The sequence below is a fragment of the Saccharopolyspora aridisoli genome, from assembly GCF_004348445.1.
Lineage (GTDB): Bacteria > Actinomycetota > Actinomycetes > Mycobacteriales > Pseudonocardiaceae > Saccharopolyspora > Saccharopolyspora aridisoli.
Window position 1 is genome coordinate 1 of record NZ_SMKV01000014.1, and the last position, 14,365, is coordinate 14,365.

Here is a 14,365-nt window from a genome sequence, read left to right on the forward strand (position 1 = left end):
CCCACCACCCCATCCCCACCCACAATCCCCCGCCCGCCGGGCGACGCACCTGCTGACCAACGGCGCGGGCGCGACCACGGTCGTGGGCGTCCTCCACCCGGAGGAGCGGGCGAGATGAGTCACTTCGGGCCGTTGCTGGGACTGGACCCGGCGGGGGCGGTGTTGCCCGGGTGCAATACTGGGCCGGGAGTCCGGCCGGTGGCTGCCGACAGTGCTGATCACCTGCGGAAACTCCACCCATCCCCGAGGGAGCGCTCACCTTGACCGACGGACCTCTGATCGTCCAAGCGATCAAGTCTGATACACATCTTACTGGATGTGGTTTCCAATACAGCTACACCATCGAAGAGAGCTGGGACCTTGTGTGAAAGGTGAGCCGGTCGTGCACGTGCCCGAATTCGGTTACCAGTCGCCGAATTTCTCCTCGTCGTCGGTCGTCCACCCCCGCGGGCCGACTCCGCCGAGCATGTCGTCGAACCTGCCGGCCGCTGCACGTTCAGCGGCCCGGTCTTCAGGGGTAGGCCGGTACCACTGGAGTTCGGTGCGGATGGTGAGCAAGTCAACCATGTAGTCGCTGATGTCCACCCGCTCGATCTCGGCCAACCCACTGCCGTCCGGGGCGTAACGGAATCCCTTCTCGATGACGCTTCCGACGAGTTTGGCCACATCCTTGCCGCCGATTCCGGCCACACCCACCACGGAGAGCTTCAGACCGAACACATAGGCGACTTGCGCGTACCACCGTTGAAACTCACCTTCGACGAAGGTGCAGTTCAACGCCTGTCCGACGCTCGCCGCCACTTGCTCCAGCGCCTCGACTGTCTTCATCGTCTCGTCTGTATCCACCCGTATGTCCAGATGGATCTTCTGCGGCTTCATCTAGACTCTCTCCGCGGTGGAAACATCTACGTCGGTCATGCGCGAACTTCGTCGGCTGCGGGGCCGAGGCGTGCATCCGGAGGCACGCAACACCCATACTAGAAGCTGTGTTCGATATGGTCCATCCGGAGCCGTCATGGAAGCGAGGCGACGACCGTCGCGTTCGCCCACACCTCTCCCGCCTTTACCCGGTCACCGCTGCGGTCCAACCGTTCCGAGAGGCGTGGGATGTCCAGGCTGTGGTTCCCGGCGAGCTAAGCGCGTGGCTGCGCACCACAACCGGAGGGTGGCTGGCCGAGGTCCGGTTTCGCGTGCGTCGAGGCGATGGTTTCGAAGGTGTTCTGCATACCGGCTGGCTGCCGGCGGATGTCGTAGAACCTCGGGAGGATGCCCCTTCTCGACCGCAATGATCGTCGATCCCTGACCTCAAGGGCAGTACGCTGACGACATGGCTGACTACGTGCAGGTTGTGACCACGACAGATTCAGAAGACAAGGCGGCCACCCTCGCGCGGAGCATCGTGGAAGCTCGTCTTGGAGCATGCGTGCAGGTCGTTCCGATCCGCAGCTTCTACGTGTGGGATGGCGCTGCCCAGGACGACCCCGAATGGCAGTTGCAGATCAAGACTGCTGCTGGCCGCACCGATGCTGTGATCGAGCACATCAAGACCAACCACGACTACGACGTCCCGGAAGTGATCGTCACCCCGATCACAGCCGGAAATGATGCGTACTTGAAGTGGATTGACGAGGAGACTCAAGCCTCCTGACGTTTTCCTGCCAGACCGGATGTGATGCGCTGCCGCAGGTCATTGGCGATGCCACGCCCACCAGGCTGCGGCAGCGTCTCGGTCAGCTCCCACAACCTGTCTTGCGCGAGGCTCGCCTCATAGCGAACAGCCATCGGGAGGGCTTGCCTGGCCAATCCATCAGCACGGTCGTAGTCAGCGTTGGCTGCTGCGGAAAGTGCCAAATCAGACACCACTAGGGCACGGACCTTGGTTTCTGACGGCGACAGGGACTTGAGCAGGGAACCAGCGAGACTGTCTGTCTCGCGGTGTCCCAAACGGCCGTACGACGAAACTGCCAAGCTCCCAAGCCGGGAAGCACCAAAGAAGCTGGTCCACGAACGCTCATGGTGCGGACGCGCGTAGTCATAAGCGGTGAAGGCCCGCTCAAGCGCCCGCTCCACCGTCGAGGTCGCCCCAATTCGAGCAGCTTCCTCAGCTTGTCTTGCTGCGACCCAAGCCTGCGTTGTTGGCGCAGAACCGCGCACGTGTTCCCCCGCTTTAGCGAGTACTTCGACAGCCTCATACGACTTGTCCTGCGAAGCAAGCAGATACGACCAGTAGTTCAGGATGCATGCGGTCAGTGGTCCATCGCCGGCTTCCTCGGCCATTCGCATGGCCTCGCGGTAACGCCTGAGCGCTTCGCGCGGCTTCGAGAGATCGAATGCCAGCCACCCGGCGAGCGCTTCGCTCTCACCAGCGGCGGACAACAAACGACGCCGATCTCGCTCGTTCGACGTCACGGCGAGCAGATCCTGCAACGTCCGTCCGTGCTCCGCGAGCGACGCCAGGATCGTCCTAGAGGGCGTCGTTTCCTCCAGGTGGAAAAACTCGGTTGTGCGGTCCTGCACCAGGTCGATCGTGCGCTCATCAGGGGCGCGACCGTGTTCGATTGTGTCGGCGAGCTTCTGCCACGGCGCAGCACTCATAATGGCTGCGCTTGCCAACTTGAGGACGTCACGGCGATCCACGTCGTCATCTCCTCGGTCGTGGTGCGTATACGGCGCGAGGGTAGGTGGTGGCCCATCTGCTGGCGATGCATCCGACACATAGCCGAACCGAAACCACAGCGCGGACGCGGGCGCACGAAGTAGGTGTGCCCACCGTCCAAGCTTGGCGAGATCGGTCGGTGGCCGGTCCCGTTCGATGCGGCTTAGTTGACTTTGCCCAATTCCCAACCACTCGGCCATCGTTGCTTGATTGATCGCGGGCACAAACGCAAAACGGTACAACCGGACGATACGACCAAAGTGTTGCTCAGCGATAGCAGCACGAACGTCCTCGCGCTCCCAAAAGTCATTGGGAGGCGTAGGCGGCTGCTCAGCTTCCCGGTACTGAGCTCGACGGGCGCATGGACTACACCGTTTGCCGTGTTGATCCCCAGCGAGTCGGCATCCGCAGTCTGCGCACGTGTTCATCCCCATGTGCGATTCACTCCGTAGCGTAGTGATCGCTCGCAGTGTAACCGAGCAATATCCCGTTGTGCCTCGGTTTATGGATCACAGGCATACCTGCTGCATACGGCTATGCGTCGTAGCAATTCCTCTACAGGCCAACGGGGTTCACAGTCGGTTCCAGCAGCCGGACATGTCGCCTCCACCGCTGGCTCGGCTGCTGGCACCAAGCCGCCAGCGAGGACCACGACCAAGGCGGTACGAACACATGGCAGTAGATCTGATCCTGACCTTCCTGGCAGCCGCCATGCTCGGCGGACCGTTGGTCCTCCTACGCCTGATTGACAGCAGACCGAGAAGCCAAGTTGACGCCGCCACGCCGCGACGGGCCCTCCACCTGGCGCGCGGCGGTATGGGGCGGCCGGTGGGGAGCGAGGAACAGGGAGTTCCCGCCGGCCGCACCCACCCTGGTCCAGAGGTGCCGTCATGAACATCCGAGGCGGGATCTTCACGTTCTGGTGGGTCGTGGATCACGAATCCGACCAACGACATGCGACGACCACAGATCCCACGAGGTTGGACGACGGGACAAAGGTCGCACAGTTGTGCGGAGGCCAGATCGCTCTGGCCAAGCCCGGCACGCGCTCAAAGCCCGAATCACTGGGGATCGAGACCTTCTGCGGGCAATGCCTCTGGCAGTCGACCGTGGATAGCCACGGCTACGAGCGAGTTGACGTTTTTCACTTCTAGACCCCGGTCCAGCGCGGAGCCCCGAAGCCTCGGCGCTGGACTGGGTTTCATAGCCGCCGTGGTCAGTGCGGCAGCCCCGAACCGCACTGACCACGCTGGCGAGGAATTCGTAAGGAGAACCAGTCATGCACTGGAGCGAGATTTCGGCCGAGGACGGCCTCGGAAACCCGACCTGCCTCCGTCTCAGGTCCACGTCGCGTGGACTCGCGATACTGGTGCCGGCCAGGGCTGCGGCCACCGTGCTTCACGTGCCGAAAGACCACATCGGCAACTTCGTCGACGAGTTGACCCGCGTGATCGACGAGCTCAACACCGACGAATCGGTGACCGCAAGACGATGACTTGCGGCGCCGTGGGCAAACACTCCGCGAACGAGAGCCCAGACGGGTACGTCACCGCCTGGTCCGGCGATCTCGCTGATGACATGCCTACGCAGACCTTGCAGCTAGTGGATGACCTCTCCCTCAGCCAGGGGTGGGCCAAGCCAACGCCAGAGTTTCTGGCGCAGCTGCTGGAAGCGCTGAAAAGGCGCCTGTAGAAACAGCATCTCCGACCTTCCTCTGCGTGGGTAAGAGTGCCCGCCCGGAGGTATGCAGCGTTGGCGGTTCACGCCAGCGTGAAGAAGCGAGCAACGAAGGGAGGGAAAGCAGATGGAGGAAGACAACTTGGTGATCGGTGTGCGGAAGGTGTCGGTCGTGCGTGACCGCATGGATCTGTCGCACGGAGACCCGTCCAAGTCCGGCGGTGGCGACGGCCACGGAGACCAGGGCGGCGACGGACTGAACATTCCGGAGTAAGCGCGTTGTTGTGACGGTGGGCAGACCAATCCGCGCTCGTCGGTCTGCCCACCGTTCTTACGAGCAAGGAGGGAATTGTGGATCACTACCTAGTCGAATCGATCGAAAAGGCGTTGGGATGGAGTAATTCTCGTCCGCTTGGCGCCGGGTTTGCCCACGGCAGCATGAACGATCCGGCGCTGTGCCAACGAATCCTGACTCCAACGCGGTTGCTGGATGTCATCATGCGGCGGTCGTTGGAGTTCCCGCAGTTCCGGGTGTTCCAGCACGGTGAGGAAATGCACCCGGACCGGTATCTGAGGAACGTAGTGACGCGTCGTGGGCAAAGCCTGTCGATGGCGCGGATGGAACGCCTCGCTCAGTTCCTCGGTGATGGCTGCACCGTCGTGCTGGACACGCTCGACGCGTTCGACCCCACGATGGAGATCGCCTGTCAGGCATTGCAGTGGTGGTCCCGCGAGCTGGTACAGGTGAACACCTACCTGACCACGGCCGACGCGGCTGGGTTCAACTTGCATTGGGACGACCATGATGTCCTGATCGTGCAGCTTGGTGGCGAGAAATCGTGGGAGGTACGCGGGACCAGCCGTGTCGCGCCGATGTACCGAGACACCGACCACTCAGGCGAGCCGCCAGAGGAAATCGTCTGGTCCGGCACTATGCGGGCTGGGGACGTCATGCACATTCCGCGCGGATTCTGGCACCAGGCCACCCGTACTGACCGGTCCGGCGACGATGCTGGCTACAGCCTGCACGCGACGTTCGGATTCGTAAAGCGGACCGGGGTGGACTGGCTTTCGTGGGTCGCCGACCGGTCCCGTACGGATGAGGCGTTCCGGCTCGATCTGGATCGCGAGGGCAGCTCGGCCGCGCTCGCCGAGCGGGTGCCGCAGCTCCTCGCGCAGTACTCGCAGGACGTGTACCTCGCCGCCCGCGAGCAGGAGCGCCCATCGCGGAGGCATGTCACTACATCCGGGGTCTTCGGTCCGGTCACCGACGTGGTGTGCATGGCCGACTTCCCTCCGCGCATCCACGCGAACGGCTCCACCGTCGAGGTTGTCGCCGCCGGCAAGGAAATGACGTTCGCGGCCAAGGCTGAACCGGCGCTACGCCTACTGCTGTCAGGCAACCCGGCGAATGTTCACCAGGTCACCAAGACCACGGGAGTCAATGCCGATGTGCTCGCCAGGGCTCTGCTCGATGAAGGCTTGTGCGGGGAGCTGACCGAGGAACTAGCGGCGGGCTACGTTGGCGTAGGTTCACGCACGCCTTAGTTCAGCAAGCAGAACGTCCGCAGCCGCCCGCGCGGGTTCAGACAGTGGTGTCGGCGCTCCGCGGCGGGCGGCAGCTCGGATCGCGTTGGCGCACTGCAACAGCTGTGCAAGCTTGCCCGAACGAGTTTCAAGATCAGCAGAGAATTCGTGCTGTACCCGCGAGGCCATCCGGCGGTCAGGCAGCGCCGATTGCCACAAGGTCGCGGCATCGTGCCCACGCGGCGCCGCGCCCCAGTCTTCCCAGTCAATGATGTGGCCCTCTGTGGAGAGGTTGCCCCAATGCAGGTCCGTGTGCGCAGTCGCCCACTCATCCACAATGGTATCGACGCCTTCGAAGACCTCGGTGATCCTCTTGGTGAGGTGAGCTTGGCTCATACCGACCCGTTCGGTTGGGTGCGTTCCCAGCGCGGCCAGCGACTCATGTAGGCCCGTCCACCACGAATCTGGAAGCGTCGCGGCCGTCGCAAGATCACCCACCACGGGGGACGTAATCAACTCCACCTCGTCCACACGCCACACGACGTCCCTAGTCGTATCGGACCACGTAGCGCTTTGGAACCACTCAGGCTTCTTAACCCCACGGATCGTCGCCGCAGCTTCCAACCCGATCCACACCGCGCTGTTGATCCGCCACCGCTGGCGGCGTTCCACTCTTACCCAAGTGCCGTCGCTGGTGCGGAAGCCCTCCGTAGCCCCGTGCTCCCCGTAGACCACAGACGCCCGATCGAGACGCACCCCCAACGCCTGTTCGACACGGTCAAGAACATCCTCGTGCCGGTTCTCGCGGACGTCGAAAACCGCGGGCGGTTGAGTAGCGGTCACAGCGAACAGCTCCTTCGACACTTAGCAACGCACCAATCATCCATGAACGAGCTTGATCCAATTGGCCGACGTGTACTGAAGCCCTCTGGGTGGGCGGTCTGCCTGTCTTTAGCCTCTGGGGCTGTCAGCTTGAACAAGTCTAGTGAAGGTCGGAACCTGTGGCACCGGATTCCGCGTCGATCTAGCAAGCATGACGAACTACTTGCCGCGCAAGGTCGGTCCAGCGCCGCGAGGTCGGGAAGGCTGCGGGGTGTGTCAGCGCCTGGGCTTACATACTCCCCGGCCTGTTCGGGGCCCGGTGAACCTTGCTCAACACATCGGCGACCTGAAAATGCCAAGAGCCTTCTCCCGATCGAAGCTGGGGAGAGGGCTCTATGCATTCGTGGGAGTCGCCGTTTCAGCCGTAGGAGAGTACGAGAGCTGCGGCTGCAGCGTCCTTCGACGGCCATCCAGGGCGGCGCGATGAGCCCCTTGGCACCGGCACCGGCTTGCCGTCTTTGCGCTCTGGCTCGTAGACCGTGGCGCCTGATCGTTCGATGCGGCGGACCGTGCCTAGGAATTCTTTGTGCTTCGAGTAGACCTCCCACACGGTTTGCATGGTGAATCGGGCCGCCGGAACGAGGGCGTCTGTACTGAGCTCGGGCACGGCTCCTCCTTCTCGGGACCGAGGCGACCAGAACAGCCGAGGCGAAGTTGGAGACAATCTCCTTGGCTGCTGTACGGTCGCCCGGTCGATTCCACTGGTTGAGACAGGGTTTCGACATGGCGATTCCACCGTTGCAGCGGTGGAATCGCTGGCTGTGCTTCCAGGCACAGGCTGGTCACGCTGCTGCGATCTCCTTTGCGGCGGTGCGCAGCGTGGTCAGCACCTTGCGGCGCTGTTTTCCAGCGACACTTCGGTCTACTCCGTAGTGCAGGCCGAGGGCGTCGTCGGTATGCGGCTTGAAGCCGGCCAAGCCGTAGGCGCGACACAGCAGCTCGTAGTCGGCGGCGCTGACGGTCCGATGGTGCAGCAGCTCATCGACGTAGGCAGCGGTGGCGTCCTCCGGCCATGACGGGTCGACCGGATCGAGATCGGCTTCATCCGTAGAGGGAGCTGCGGGAAGCAGAAGCGCGGCGATCGCGTCGAACGTGTCGGGCTTCATTCGCCGGTTGATGTCCGGGTGGTTGGTCACGGCAGCTCGCGCGACATCGACGTCATGGTCGGCGTCCTCCAAGGCCGTGGCCACGGTGCGGAGCTGATCGCGTGAGTAGCCGGTCACGGCACGCGAATGGCGTGAGGCTTCCGTCGCCACGCGGTTGGTGATCGCGCGCTTGGCACGCCGGGTGAAGTCAGCAGCGCCATTGCGTGCCATCTCCAGCAGGGCAAGTGCACCTTCCTGGTGTCCGTCATCCGGACCAAAAGCGGGGTGCCGCCCGAACCGGGCGCCGATCGATTCAATCATCACCGTGTAGTGGCGGTATAGAGCAAGCTCGGCGACGGAGTCGCGTCGCTGGCTGATCAAGCTAACGAGGTATTCCGGCTCGTCATAGTTCTCGGCGACATCCTGAAATCCAACATTGCGCACGAGTGCGCGTGCCACGTTGGAGAGCTGGTTGTTCCCGAAAACTGCTTCTCTGGTCGCCGAGATGCGCTCTTCAAACGTGCCCCCATCCACTGAACTCCCCCTATACAACCACGTTCCGTAGTCATGTGCGTCAGCAAGCCCTTCGCTACTCTCGTGACCGGCCAGTGCATACTTTCGACGTTAAGTAGGACGCTGGCCTGTGCCGGGCATGCCCCCCTCGCCCCCTCGGATGCCACTCGTCAGAGTGACAACCCCACCCCAGGGAACACGTACCGTGAGAAAGCTACGTGGTTGCTCTCGATCTTGAAAGTGCGAAAAGTAACGATCTTATTGCGCAGCCAGGGTTCCGTCTGGCTTATCACACGCTTTTGGAGTAATGGGACGAATTTGCCCTATTGCAGCTGGGTGGAATTACCTAGCCACAATTGTTTGAAATTACGCTCCACCCTTTTGGCGGTACCGTTTTCTGCCATGAGCTGCCTTGGGGCCAGTCGGACTTCAGGCGGCATCGGATACTGGGCTTGTCCTGGTCCATGAGCCGTCTCCTGTCCGGACGTAGCGGGTGGCAGAGGGTTCCCAGGCCGGCCCGAAGAGCTCGGCTTCGGTGTCCAACGGGACACCGAAGAAGTCGGCCACGGCCAAGGTCGCTTGGATCGTCTCGGCGATTTCGAAGGCATCGTCCTCGTCTACCTCGAAGATCACTTCGTCGTGCACCGGCAATCGCAGGTAGGCGGTCAGACCCTCCTTGTCCAAGCCCAGGAGACCTTGGGCGAAGACGTCACGGGCGAGGCTTTGGACCATGTAGTTCGTTGCGGCGTAGAGCCTGCTGCGGTCCAGCGGCAGGATGCGACCAGTGGGCGAGATCAGCTCTTTCGCCCCGTACTTACCTCGTGCGGTCAGGCGGGCTGAGTAGCGTTTGATGCCGGGGAAGGTCCGGTCGTAGGCGGCGATCGCACGGCGGACATCGGCCTCCGGTACTCCGGTCTGACGCGCGATCGACTCGACACCACCGCCGTAGACCTTGGCGAACCCGGTGGTCTTGGCCACCTTGCGGTGGCGCTTGGTGAAGTCCGGTCCGTAGATCTGCTCTGCGGTGAAGTCGTGCAGATCGGCGCCGTCTCTGATGGCGGTGACCATCGCGCGGTCGCCGGCTAGGGCGGCCAAGACCCGCATTTCGATGGCGGTGTAGTCGACGCTGCCGATGATGTTGCCGGGTTTGGCCACCATCGCCTTGCGGATAGTGCTGTCTCCGCCGGGGAGCTGCTGCAATGGCGGCTTGCTGATCGACATGCGCGCGGTACGCGCCTGTAGTGAATTGATCTTCGGGTGCAGTCGGGACCGTTCATCGAGACCGGCAGCCATCGCGTCGGCGTAGGTCGTCAGCCACTTCGACGCGCGCTTGGCGCGCACGACAGCATCGGCGAGCGGGTTGGGCTCGCGGACACCGAGGCGCTCCCACTGCGGATCGAGGTCGGCCAGTGGCAGCAGCACGTCTTTGTCGACTTGCAGTGCCCCGCTGGCGGTGGTGTCGGTAAGAACTTCGCCCATCGCCACGAGCGCGTCGGCAACCTGGCGGGTGGACCCGATCGTCGAGACTCCGTACCGCTTGGCGCGGTTGCGGTGGTGCTCCGCCTCGGTTGCCAGTCGCGACGACAGTTCGTCGACGTAGGGCTTGTCGATCAAGACGCCGCGACGTTCCATCGTGGCGCAGACCCGTGCTACCTGGTGTTCGAAGTCAGCAAGGCGCTCCAAACTGCGCTCGTGCACGAGTGGGCCAAGCACGTCCAGCAGGCGGGAGGTGAAGATGACGTCGAGTCCGGCGTAGCGCAGGTAGGTCGGGTGGTCGGATGGAATCGCCGCCCAGCCGGTGGCTTTGGTGTGCCCGAGCTGCCGGAACACGCTGATCAGGCCCTCTTGGGTATCCGGGGCGTCGGGGTCGATGTGATGCTGTGACAGCGACTTCAAGCCGTGGCCAATCCCACCGTCTTCCGGGCCTCTGGGGTCCAGCAGGTGAGCGAGAATCCGTGTGTCGACGGTCTTGTGTGCCAGCACCTCCATCGGGACGCGCAGGTGCCGGTCGAGTACGAGCCAGTCAAACGGCGCGTTGTGCAGCGCAATCCGGGGTAGCCCCAGCAGTGCGTTCCGTGCGGCTGCCTCGAACTGGGGTCGATGTTCGACCCGCACCACCCAAGCTTCGGTGCCTGTGCCGAACTGCACGGTGCGCAGGCGGTTGCCTGCTGCGTAGGTGTCCAGCCCGGTGCCCTCGGTATCGACCCCGATCACGCGACCGTGTTCACGCCGAACCCAGGCCGCGAACTCCTCCAAGTCATCGCTGGACTCCGGTACGAATGTCACCGTCTGCTCGCCGGCAACGCGGTAGGAATAGCTGCGCATGGTCACCTCCCTCATTCCGTGATGGGTTCGTCGGGGTCTTCACCGAGATAGCGATTCCACGGCGGCATCAGGTCAGCCCACCGGAAGCCCCTACCTGTTTCCTTGCCGACGCGGACAACGACTGGCCGCACGCCAAACTCAGCCAGGAACCGGCGTACATGTTCGTCGTCGATACCTTGACCTCGGCCCCAGCGTGCGAAGATGGCATCGGCGTCGATGACGCGCTCGGCCAGAGCCGAACGGAACACCACGCGGTCGTTGATCCCGCGCCCCCAGTTGCCCGAGCGGTAGACGTCGCGCGTGGCCCGAAGGAACCGAACGCTGATGTTCTCAGCCTGGTCCTTGCCCGCATTGCGGAGCGCTTCGCACGCGGCGTAGGCCCGCGCCGGCCACTGCCCACCGGCCATCACCGCGGGAAGTGAGAGCACTGACCACAGCTCCAGGTCCCGGTTGGAGACCATCGGCGCCAGCTCGTCTTCGACCTGATCCAGGACGGTGCTCACCGCGTCGTCGTCGGCGACCGAGGCAGTCCAAGACGCCAACTTCGCTGCCAGGTCATCGGCGACCGGGCCGTCCCGACGTGGGCGAAACGACGCCGGGCGTTCGTGTGGCATGGCCTGTTGCATCGACACCACGAAAGTGCGCGAGAGCAGGGCATCCGGCAGAGCGGCGCGAGCCAGGCCAGCCCAGACGATTGGAGCGAACGTCGTGTAGGAGATCGCCTTACGCTGGTCGTTGGTGTCGGCTCGGATGGTGTCCTGACCCCGCTTATAGCCACTGTTCAACACTGCGGTGATGCTGCTGGTGTCTTGGCCTCGTGCGGCATAGAGGTTGTCGACCTCGTCCAAGCCCAGCGGCACCGGTACATCAGGCTTGCCCGGGTCAGAGTCTTCGTGGGTCAGCGCGTTGATCGTGCGCAGCACTGACGCCGCAGTGGGGTCCACCGCCAGCCGCCCTTGCACGAGCCGGCACACCAGATCTAACGCCAATGTTTTGCCCGATCCCGGCACTGTGGATAAAAACCCCAGTCGCGGAGCGACGTCGGCGGCTTCGGTGCGGCGCAGAAAGTACGTCGCGGCGATCCACAGCGTGATGACGTCGAACCACGCTGAGGGCTCGATGAGCAGGAACCGTTGCAAGAACGTGCGGACTTCCTCAAGCAACTCGGCTGGGTCGTCATCGAAGTCGCCGTCGAGCGGTTTCGGCCGGGCCGTCCGGATCGCCTCGCCGAACTCGTCGGCGAAGCTGTCGCCGCTGTGCTGACGCCAGTCGGCCAGATCGCCGCACCCGGAAGGCAGTGACAGCCAGCGAGCGCGAATTCCGATCTCGGCCAGGTGCTCGGTGAGGTGGGTGTTGAACTGCTGTCCGCTCTCGTCTGCATCGCCGGCGAGCACGATCTCCCGTCCAGCGTTTCCGGCTACGATCGCTTCCGCCGTAGCTCGTCGGCGAGCGTGCGAGGCACCCGCCACGGCCACCGCGGTGAAGCCGGTCGCGGCGACCACAAGTCCGTCACTCGGCCCTTCGGTGACCACAACGGGGCCGTGTGCCTGGCGGCTGAACCAGGCCAAGTGCGTCCACCTCTTGCCCTCCGGGTTGGTTAGTCCCGCCCACCGATTCGGGTCTGTGCCTGACAGGTCGCGGCCTTGTGCTCCGTGCGCGATGCCGTCGGTTGTGCAGAAGGGCACGACCAGCCGAGGGTGTTCGCGGAAGGAGTCCGAGAGGTGGACGAACGGTGTGGTGCCAGCGTCGAACCCCAGGCGTAGCTCCCGAGCGATGTCCTCGGTGATGCCGAATCGCTGGCGTGCGTAGGTGGCGGCCGGCGAGCCAGCGAAGGCCATTTGGGCGCGGTCCAGGTAGGCGGTGAGCGCGGCGATATCGGCAGTGTCGAGCTCGGTTGAGGGAGCTGTTCCCGCGGTGATCTCGCCGGTGACGTCGAAGAGGTCTGACCAGGCCAGTCCCACCTGTTTGAGCATGGCGGCGACGTCGCACCCCTGGGAACGGCAGTGCAAGATGGCTTTGCGTTCCGGGCTCACGCTGATCAACAGGGAGGGGTGGCGGTCCCGATGTACGGGGCAGCGCACCAGCCACCCGTCACTGCGCTGCTCAGCCGGTCCCCCCGCCGCGAGCCGCTGCACCAGCGTGTCGATGTGCACCGCTACCTCCGTGATGGTGTCCCGTGTTCGGCCACGTGTACGCGGTAGGTGGCCGGATCGGCGCGCTGAAGTGCTTCCTCGGCATCGCGCAGCCGTGCGACCAGGGCGGCGTGGTTGGCGATCGTGGAAATCGCCAAGCACTCCGGCGTAGCGATAGGCGGGCGCTTGGCCAGAACCACGTGGAAGGGCACTCCCTTGTTGTCGGCCTCCCGCCGGGCCTGCCGGACCCACTCCAAAACGTCCCACTTGCGGTGTGCCTTGGCTTCAGCCGCGTGCAGGTAGATCCCTTCCAGATCGCCGATGTCGAGCACGCCGTGTTGAGCCAGTCGGCGAACCGGTGTGCCCAGCACTTGCGAGTAGTAGTTGGCGCACCGGCGTTCCCAGTTCGTGCCGGTCGCTCGGGCTCGGCTCATGCCGTACCTGCCAGATCGGACAGGCGTCGCTTGAGCGACGTCAGCTCCCGATCCTTGGTTGCGAGCGCACGCTGGGTCTGCTCCAGCTCGTCGCACAGGACACTGATGGACTCGTAAGCGCGGGTCAGCTCCGTCTGGGAGCACTCTTGATGTCCGGTGTCGGCCGTCGCCCAGGAGAATCCAGCGAGGTAGACGTAAACGGGCATGGCAACCTCCGTTCAGTAGTGTTCGCGGTTCGGCGGTGGTGGGAAGTGCCGTCGCCGGCGCGGACGCGCGGTGTAGGGAAGTTCGGGGATTTCGGTTTCGGACGGTGCGGACTCAGCTGGCACGAGGGCTCCTGGGACGCGAAATACGCCCCGGTTTCCCAGGTAGGGACGACCGGGGCGCAGTGAGCGGCATGGCTACGCTGCGGCTTCCAACGAGGTCGTGTCCGTGGTGATGTCGGTCAGCGCGGGCCGGTGATAGTCGACGTGCTGGCCCTTCTTCGTGGTGAACTCCACGTGCTCCAGACTCAAGGTCAGCCGAACCCGGCTACCCTCCCCTCCGGCTTCGGCGATCGCGGCTTCGATCTCATGGAGCTCCTTGGTCAGCGTCCACGAGCTCGTGCGATACAGGAAAAAGCCCAGCTTCTCGTCCGCCGCCAACCGCGCTTTGAGCGTGATCTCTGGCTGCGGCCCGGTGCCCTTCTCCGCGTTGGCCTTGCGGACGGAGAACTCGGGCGGGCAGCCGCAGGGCTGCCCGCGATCCTCACCATCGACGAAGTAGAGGCCATCGCAGGCGTGGATGATTCCCTTGCGTCCCCACAGCACCATGCGGGAGCGCAGGGCGTCCGGGTCGTCGATGACCAGCTCGATGCGCGAGGTCTCGGATAGGACTTGCTGGTTGTTGGCCCGCTCGGTGTCCCACTCCTCGACCTCGCCGCCGTAGAGCTCCGCGATGCGTGCGGCCACCTCGGGGTCGTCCGTGGTGAAGCGCCACTCCGACAACGACACCGGCTTGGTCTTGATCATCATTCCGCCGTGGATGTAGCCCACGACGTCTTCGACGTAACGGTTTCGAGGGCGCGGCTTGGAATCAGGGTCGGTTTCCCAAATGCGCAGGGTCATGATGCTCCTGTCAGGAAAATTGAGACAA

Annotated in this window: 12 protein-coding genes; 3 read left to right on the top strand and 9 right to left on the bottom strand. The window is 63.8% G+C overall.

Going from position 1 to position 14,365, the window contains the following annotated elements; all coding sequences use genetic code 11:
* Positions 1 to 402 precede the first annotated feature (402 nt).
* Positions 403 to 879: a hypothetical protein gene (locus tag E1161_RS13225; protein WP_132623143.1), complete on the bottom strand. Its 477-nt coding sequence runs from the start codon at positions 877 to 879 to the stop codon at positions 403 to 405.
* A 448-nt stretch (positions 880 to 1,327) separates the two neighbouring features.
* Between E1161_RS13225 and cutA the strand changes: the two genes are divergently transcribed.
* On the top strand, positions 1,328 to 1,648 hold the full coding sequence (gene cutA, locus E1161_RS13235; protein WP_132623147.1) for a divalent-cation tolerance protein CutA: 321 nt from the start codon (positions 1,328 to 1,330) through the stop codon (positions 1,646 to 1,648).
* Here the strand turns inward: cutA and E1161_RS28060 are convergent.
* The gene (locus E1161_RS28060) at positions 1,636 to 2,637 is read right to left on the bottom strand and encodes a hypothetical protein (protein ID WP_235875001.1); all 1,002 of its coding nucleotides are present in this window, start codon (positions 2,635 to 2,637) and stop codon (positions 1,636 to 1,638) included. The genes cutA and E1161_RS28060 overlap by 13 nt on opposite strands.
* 1,823 nt (positions 2,638 to 4,460) lie before the next feature.
* Between E1161_RS28060 and E1161_RS27165 the strand changes: the two genes are divergently transcribed.
* Entirely contained in the window at positions 4,461 to 4,607 is a 147-nt protein-coding gene (locus E1161_RS27165) for a hypothetical protein (RefSeq protein ID WP_165939781.1), read from the top strand.
* Between the two features lie 77 nt (positions 4,608 to 4,684).
* On the top strand, positions 4,685 to 5,881 hold the full coding sequence (locus E1161_RS13245; RefSeq protein ID WP_132623149.1) for a JmjC domain-containing protein: 1,197 nt from the start codon (positions 4,685 to 4,687) through the stop codon (positions 5,879 to 5,881).
* Here the strand turns inward: E1161_RS13245 and E1161_RS13250 are convergent.
* The 7 genes from E1161_RS13250 to E1161_RS13280 form a co-directional block, all read right to left on the bottom strand.
* Positions 5,867 to 6,724 carry a hypothetical protein gene (locus tag E1161_RS13250; protein ID WP_235875002.1) on the bottom strand — a complete coding sequence of 286 codons (858 nt, stop codon included), beginning with the start codon at positions 6,722 to 6,724 and terminating at the stop codon, positions 5,867 to 5,869. The genes E1161_RS13245 and E1161_RS13250 overlap by 15 nt on opposite strands.
* Positions 6,725 to 7,524: 800 nt before the next feature.
* Complete coding sequence (locus E1161_RS13255; RefSeq protein ID WP_132623151.1) at positions 7,525 to 8,361, bottom strand: hypothetical protein; 837 nt, start codon at positions 8,359 to 8,361, stop codon at positions 7,525 to 7,527.
* A 408-nt stretch (positions 8,362 to 8,769) separates the two neighbouring features.
* Positions 8,770 to 10,665: a DNA polymerase gene (locus E1161_RS13260; RefSeq protein ID WP_132623153.1), complete on the bottom strand. Its 1,896-nt coding sequence runs from the start codon at positions 10,663 to 10,665 to the stop codon at positions 8,770 to 8,772.
* 11 nt (positions 10,666 to 10,676) lie between these two features.
* Complete coding sequence (locus E1161_RS13265; RefSeq protein ID WP_132623155.1) at positions 10,677 to 12,818, bottom strand: DUF3631 domain-containing protein; 2,142 nt, start codon at positions 12,816 to 12,818, stop codon at positions 10,677 to 10,679.
* Positions 12,819 to 12,820: 2 nt separating this feature from the next.
* Entirely contained in the window at positions 12,821 to 13,231 is a 411-nt protein-coding gene (locus E1161_RS13270; protein WP_132623157.1) for a hypothetical protein, read from the bottom strand.
* Positions 13,228 to 13,437: a hypothetical protein gene (locus E1161_RS13275; protein ID WP_132623159.1), complete on the bottom strand. Its 210-nt coding sequence runs from the start codon at positions 13,435 to 13,437 to the stop codon at positions 13,228 to 13,230. Before E1161_RS13275 ends, E1161_RS13270 begins: the two co-directional genes overlap by 4 nt.
* 195 nt (positions 13,438 to 13,632) lie before the next feature.
* Positions 13,633 to 14,337: a recombination directionality factor gene (locus tag E1161_RS13280; RefSeq protein WP_132623161.1), complete on the bottom strand. Its 705-nt coding sequence runs from the start codon at positions 14,335 to 14,337 to the stop codon at positions 13,633 to 13,635.
* Positions 14,338 to 14,365 lie beyond the last annotated feature (28 nt).

Coding starts and splice junctions, on each gene's coding strand:
- E1161_RS13275 (WP_132623159.1), bottom strand. CDS start 13,437: ATGCCCGTTTACGTCTACCTCGCTGGATTCTCCTGGGCGACGGCCGAC.
- E1161_RS13270 (WP_132623157.1), bottom strand. CDS start 13,231: ATGAGCCGAGCCCGAGCGACCGGCACGAACTGGGAACGCCGGTGCGCC.
- E1161_RS27165 (WP_165939781.1), top strand. CDS start 4,461: ATGGAGGAAGACAACTTGGTGATCGGTGTGCGGAAGGTGTCGGTCGTG.
- E1161_RS13225 (WP_132623143.1), bottom strand. CDS start 879: ATGAAGCCGCAGAAGATCCATCTGGACATACGGGTGGATACAGACGAG.
- E1161_RS13260 (WP_132623153.1), bottom strand. CDS start 10,665: ATGCGCAGCTATTCCTACCGCGTTGCCGGCGAGCAGACGGTGACATTC.
- cutA (WP_132623147.1), top strand. CDS start 1,328: ATGGCTGACTACGTGCAGGTTGTGACCACGACAGATTCAGAAGACAAG.
- E1161_RS13280 (WP_132623161.1), bottom strand. CDS start 14,337: ATGACCCTGCGCATTTGGGAAACCGACCCTGATTCCAAGCCGCGCCCT.